General features: G+C 40.5%; 5 protein-coding genes and 1 pseudogene. All 6 read right to left on the reverse strand.

Annotated elements, in window-relative coordinates:
• Window positions 1–13: 13 nt before the first annotated feature.
• A complete protein-coding gene (locus KO513_RS04590) occupies window positions 14–976 on the reverse strand; it encodes a type I phosphomannose isomerase catalytic subunit (protein ID WP_215912472.1) in 963 nt (320 codons plus the stop codon).
• Window positions 977–1006: 30 nt separating this feature from the next.
• The gene (locus KO513_RS04595; protein WP_215912473.1) at window positions 1007–1414 is read right to left on the reverse strand and encodes a 6-pyruvoyl trahydropterin synthase family protein; all 408 of its coding nucleotides are present in this window, start codon (window positions 1412–1414) and stop codon (window positions 1007–1009) included.
• The gene (idi, locus tag KO513_RS04600; protein ID WP_215441057.1) at window positions 1398–1943 is read right to left on the reverse strand and encodes an isopentenyl-diphosphate Delta-isomerase; all 546 of its coding nucleotides are present in this window, start codon (window positions 1941–1943) and stop codon (window positions 1398–1400) included. The genes KO513_RS04595 and idi overlap by 17 nt, the downstream gene beginning before the upstream one ends.
• Window positions 1944–2064: 121 nt before the next feature.
• The gene (locus KO513_RS04605) at window positions 2065–3015 is read right to left on the reverse strand and encodes a PorP/SprF family type IX secretion system membrane protein (RefSeq protein WP_215912488.1); all 951 of its coding nucleotides are present in this window, start codon (window positions 3013–3015) and stop codon (window positions 2065–2067) included.
• An 8-nt stretch (window positions 3016–3023) separates the two neighbouring features.
• Complete coding sequence (locus KO513_RS04610; protein WP_215912474.1) at window positions 3024–5051, reverse strand: gliding motility-associated C-terminal domain-containing protein; 2028 nt, start codon at window positions 5049–5051, stop codon at window positions 3024–3026.
• 21 nt (window positions 5052–5072) lie between these two features.
• Window positions 5073–6494 (reverse strand): annotated as a pseudogene (locus KO513_RS19755) (collagen-like protein); the annotation flags it as partial.

The following is a 6494-nucleotide window of genomic DNA, read 5'->3' on the forward strand; positions in this document are numbered from 1 at the left end:
AATATTTAAGAGGTTAAATGGTTACCTCTAAAAGTTTCGCTCCCTCTGTTGTTATTTTTATAGTGTTGGATGATGCCGGTAAAAGAGTAGTCTCTCCCTTTTGGATTTGTACACTGCCATTTTCATTGGCAATAGTAGCCGCACCTCCTACGCACATAAAAATGGTGAACGAATCACGATTGGTAACATCTTGTGTCATTCCTGCATTCAAATCCAGAAAATCCGTTTTAAAATATGGGCAATCAACCATTTGGTTGACCTTGTCTTTAGTATTATCGTACTTTACCTTAAAGTCATCTTTCTTATTATAGTCTATAGCATCTAAAGCCTGCTCTGTATGCAATTCCCTTAGGTTTCCGTTCTTATCCCTTCTATTGAAATCAAAAACACGATATGTAACATCTGATGTTTGTTGGATTTCTGCCAAGAGTACACCGGCACCTATGGCATGAATCTTTCCGGTATTGATAAAAAAGGTATCGCCCTCTTTAACTTTTTCATAGTTTAAAAGGTCTAGAAGCGTATCGTTTTTCATGCTTTCTGCATACTCCTCTTTACTAACATCTTTGTTGAAACCAACAATTAAGCTAGCGTCATCATCCGCATCCATAACATACCACATTTCAGTTTTTCCAAAAGAGTTGTGACGTTTCTTGGCCAACTCATCATTGGGGTGCAACTGAATGGATAGATCTTGTTTGGCATCTATAAACTTGATTAATATTGGAAAATCGGTTCCAAAACGTTCATAAACACTTTTTCCTAATACACTTTCTGGATCTTTTTCTATTAGGTCTTGTAATGACGCACCCGCCAAATCTCCGTTGGAAACCACAGAAATATCTCCCGGAACCGTAGAAAGCTCCCAACTTTCGCCAGTGATATCGTTTTCAATTGGCTTGCCCAAAACGTCTTTAAGTTTAGTGCCGCCCCAAAGGCGCTCTTTTAAAATAGGATTGAATTTTAAGGGATGCATAGTGTTTCTTTATAGTTATTAGTTTATGTTCTATCCTGAAAAGGTGACAAAATTTCGGGGGGTTTCATATAATACAACCTCAAGCTCGTGCCTTTCATTAATATGAGGTCTTAGTTTGTTCCAAATAACAATTGAAATATTTTCTGCAGTTGGATTAACGTCTTTAAATTCCGGAACTTCAACATTCAGATTTTTATGATCCAAAGCATCTTCTACTTTATCGCCAATTAAATCCTTTAAAACTTTCATATCCATAACAAAGCCCGTTTCGGGGTCTATTTCTCCCGTAACGCTAACAATCAACTCATAATTATGGCCGTGGTAATTGGGGTTGTTGCATTTACCAAAGACCTGAGCATTCCTATCATCGCTCCAATCTTTACGATACAAACGATGGGCGGCATTAAAATGGGCCTTTCTACTAACCTTTACTTTCATCCTCAATTGAATTTTGGCTTATGTGGTCATAAAATTTCTCAAAAATAATTTTGAACCACGCCGTATACGTATCCGGATTTTGTGCCATATCTTTTTTAATATCAGAAGGCTTCATCCATTTCCAATCCGCTACCTCGTCCGGGTTAATTTTTGGTTCTCCGGTATAACTACCCATCATAACATGATCAAACTCATGTTCCGTTAACCCGTTATCAAATGGCGCTTTATAGATGAAAGAAAACAGTTCTTTAAGTTCGGTAACAAAACCCATCTCTTCTTGTAATCTTCTCTTTCCCGCCTCTATATTGCTCTCGCCTTCACGTTGATGGCTACAACACGTATTGGTCCATAAATTGGGAGAGTGGTACTTGTGGGCAGCTCGTTGCTGCAACATAGTCTCACCTTTATCATTCATTACAAAAACAGAAAATGCGCGATGAAGCATAGCTTTTTCATGCGCCTCCATTTTAGGCATTGTTCCTATTTGGTTATTGTCTTGGTCTACCAAGATTACTTCTTCTTCTTTCAAATATCTCCTTTTTTATAAAGCACAAAAAAAGCGCCTCCGGACAAAAATAATACCTTTAAGTTAGTATCGTGTGAAGAGAAGATGATAAATTAAGGAAAGTGAGTCAATTTTATAAAAACTTCTAAAAGAAACGAGGTGATTTTAAGTTACCCTTTGTGCTTATGAAGTCATATCTTAAAATGGCTTCAAAAGAGCCCGAATTATAGACCGCTTTACCCAGCTCGGTAACTTCGCGATCATAAGCAAGACCAATCAAGAACTTCTTGGAAATATTGAACCCTAGCATACCACTGAATGCCGCATCCCAACGGTAGGCCGCTCCAAGGATAAATTTTTCGCTAAACATAAAGTTTGCCGAAATATCAACTTGCAATGGGGCTCCAGTAACCAGTTTGGTCAATAAAGCGGGTTTAAACTTTGTATTATCGTTTAAATCCCAAACATAGCCTGTTATAAAGTAAAAGTTCATTTGTTCTTTGGCCGTAGACGGTGCCGGACCATCTTTAAAATGAAGGGTCTGTAATATACGTGGAACGGAAAGACCTGCATAGAACCTCTCATTATGATAATAAATACCTGCACCAACATTAGGCGAAAACTTGTTGTCTATATCATTCTGTAAACTTGTATCTGTTGTAAATTGATTGAGTTCCGAAAAACGAACGTCCAGTAAATGGGCGCTTCCCTTTAGCCCAAAACTTAATCTACCTTCCGAGGATGTGTATACCGTATATGAAAAGTCTATATCAATATAAGTCTCAGAAGTAGGGCCAATTTTATCATTAACTATTGAAGCACCTAGGCCCACACCCCTATACCCAATAGGGGAATGTATATTGAAAGTCTGCGTTGTAGGAGCTCCATCCAACCCTACCCATTGGGAACGGTGCAAGAGTGCTGTACTAATATGACCTCGAGAACCCGCATAAGCAGGGTTGACGCTCACCGTATTATACATATATTGGGTATACTGAGAATCTTGTTGTGCAACGGCATTCTGTATACCAACCGTAATAAGAACGGCGAGTAGCGCACCTAGTTTGTAAGCGGTTATTCTGAGATTTGGGATCATCATTACTGCTATCTGTTAATGTATATATATCCTGAAAGTGATTTTTGTTCACCTTGAGCATCTTTGTAATCTAAAATATAGAAATACGTACCAACCGGTAATTTTCTATCTGCATCAACAGTAACCCTTCCTTGAGAGGTTCCGTCAAACACGTTTCCTTCGGTGTTGTAAGCCTGTGTAGTATATACAAGAACACCCCATCTATTATAAATCCTAATTGAGTTATCCGGGTAGTTTTCCAACCCAGTTATGGTCAGTACGTCATGGGCTCCGTCATTATTTGGCGTCACTACGTTAAATACCTCAATAGGTTCTTCCTCTGCATTAGGCTCTAAATATTCCGGTATGCCATTGCCATCCGTATCATCATTGGCATAATTCCCATCAATATTTATATCCTCGTCTTTACTCTGGATACCATCATTATCATCATCCGTATCCCTATAATCAGATTCTCCATCGCCGTCCGTATTTGGCAAATCGTTATATGGATCGTTTATTTCATCATTAACATCAAGATCAATTGCCGTTTCGCCTTCGTACCCGTCATCAAGACCATCGCGATCTTTATCCGAACCAATTAAAGTAACGTCAGGAATACCGTCTCTATTATGATCATGCCCTTCTATTCTATCCGGAACATTATCATTATCACTATCATCATCAACATAATCCGGTAAATCGTCTCCGTCCGTATCTTCTGGGATAATTCCCAATCCACCATTATTTTCATAGGCATCATCCACTCCGTTTCCATTTAAATCCAATCCGCCAGGCGGGATATAATCAATAGTGGTTTGAGCCTCTACGTTATCCGGGATACCATCATTGTCACTATCAATATCTAAATAATCCGGAATGCCATCATTGTCCGTATCCGTTGGATGTGTAGACGGATCATTATCGGCATCTAAATTCAAATCTTCAAAACTATTTAAGATTCCATCATCATCTGTATCCAAATCAATGGCATCTGTTACCAAAATAGTTACCGTAGCCGTATCACAATTACCTACCGTATCACAAAGCGTATAAGTAAATGAGTCGCTTCCATCAAAATTTTCATTAGGAGTGTATGTAACCCTATCATCCGATGGATCGTTGGGTGTACCATTGTTATCCAATACTAACGTTCCATTTGTTGGGTCCGTGGTCGTCAAAGTTCCTATTGTTGGAATATCATTGTCATTCCCAAGAATATCCAATTCAACCGGCGTATCTTCTGTAGTAGCTATGCTATCATCAAGAGTATCCAAAATAGGTAGCACATCTACTGTAACCGTAGCCGTACTACAGTCCCCAAAAATATTACAGACCGTATAATTGAACGTATCCTGACCATTGTAATCTGGATCCGGAATATAAGTCACAATATCATCTGTAGGATCGTTAGGTGTTCCGTTATTATCAATATTTACCGTTCCGTTTACCGGATTGGTTGCAGTAAGTGTACCTTGTGTAGGCAGCTCACTATCATTGTCAAAAATATCCACTACCACTGAATCATCTTCGTCTACAGTAACGAGATCATCGACCAGAATGGCCGACTCATCAATACAGACGACTGTAAAACTAGGTAGACTTTTTGCATTACCAGCCTTAGTTATAGTAGCTATATAGCGCTCCACGTTTTGTGTGGCAATAACCATAGGAGCACTTTGGTCTCCTGGCAAAGGAGGGTTCCAACTCACTGTTGCTCCCGAAGAAAGGTTATCCGTATTATCACTAATATCAAGAGTTACTTCATTATAAGGCGAATTACAATTGGTTACTATAAAATAACTGGTTGCATTCTTACCACATAAGGTACCATCGTACGTTGCAAAATAAATCCCTTGATCATTTACTTCCAAGAAGGAATCCGTACTTAGAATGGTACTGGTGTCCTGCGCTTCATACCAGCGAAAGTTGGTTCTGGTTTCTTCTGGGGTGTCATCTGGAGCGCGTAATAAATACTGAGCATTGGAGACGGCAAACCCCAGAATGGTAAAAACCAAACTGAGGGCCAGTTTTTTATATGTAGTTATCGCTTTCAAATCGATTGGTTACCGTTTAAATTATTTTACTACAAAAACTACATTGATCAACGAGTTATAGCTTGCTGGTTGTCCAATAACATCATAGGTCATTATTCCGGATGCATTTACGGATACATTGTCAAAAACTGCCGTGTCGTAAAAAGTAACATAGTAATACAACTCCGTATTGGCATACGTTGGAATAGCTGCTGGTGCCGAGGCACTAGCTACCATTGGCGAACCGAATTGCGCAACATATTGAGCGTGCAAGTCTATAGTTCTTCCAGTACCATTTGTTGAAGCATCTACTTCAATTGATGGTGGATAAAAAATCTTCGACGCTTTTAAAGAGTTTACTTCAACAAGATCGCCATCTGCCTCAACACCTACTAACGTAGTAGCATTACCCGTTACGGCATTTGATCCATAATCAGAAAAACGTACTGTACCACCTTCTACATCTAATCTAGCATCTGGTGAACTGGTACCAATACCTACTTCATCGGAAGAAGCATCTGTAAATAGTAAAAATGTTTCAGTGTCTCCTTCAACTCTCATATCACTATTTGCTCCCCTTTCATTTACTACCAAACCGTCATACATTCTTACATTTCCATTAAAAAATGTTCCTAAGGCATAGTCGTTGCTCCAATTAATACGCAAATAATTATCGTCAGTTGCCCTCAAAGTATTCTTACCATTCATATATAGGTAATCGTTTATTTCAACATTACCTTCAACATCTAAAGCCCTATTAGCCGTAATAGAGGTTCTACCGATAGCAACATTTCCTTGAGTAAAAATATTATCGTTTATATTGTTCGGAGCATTTGATGTACCTACCTCGTACCAATCATGATCTGACAAACTGGATAAATCAACACTATTCCCTCCAGAGATTGCCAAATTACTTCCTGATAGGCTAAGGGTCTGATCGTCTGTGGCAGGATCACCTGCTGGGCCTTGAGGGCCGGTAGCTCCAGTTTGACCGTCTTGACCATCTTGACCTGGTTGTCCCTGAGGACCCTGAGGACCTTGAGGGCCTTGAGGACCCCGAGCCCCATCCTGACCGTCTTGTCCGTTTTGTCCGTTTTGACCTGGTTGCCCCTGTGGACCTTGTTGACCTTGGGCTCCTTGCGGACCGGCCGGGCCTTGAGGACCTTGTGGACCCGTTGCTCCTGTGGCACCGGTATCTCCTTGTGGACCTTGAGGACCAACTTCACCTTGTGGACCTTGGGCTCCTGTAGCGCCTGTATCCCCTTGTGGACCTTGAGGACCTATTGCTCCTGTAGCTCCTGTAGCTCCTTGTGGACCTTGTGGGCCTACTTCTCCTTGCGGGCCTTGGGCTCCTGTAGCTCCTGTATCCCCTTGCGGACCTTGTGGACCAACTTCACCTTGTGGACCTGTCGCTCCTGTGGCTCCCGTATCCCCTTGTGGACCTTGAGGACCAACTTCTCCTTG

The sequence above is a fragment of the Zobellia sp. B3R18 genome, from assembly GCF_018860715.1.
GTDB lineage: Bacteria > Bacteroidota > Bacteroidia > Flavobacteriales > Flavobacteriaceae > Zobellia > Zobellia russellii.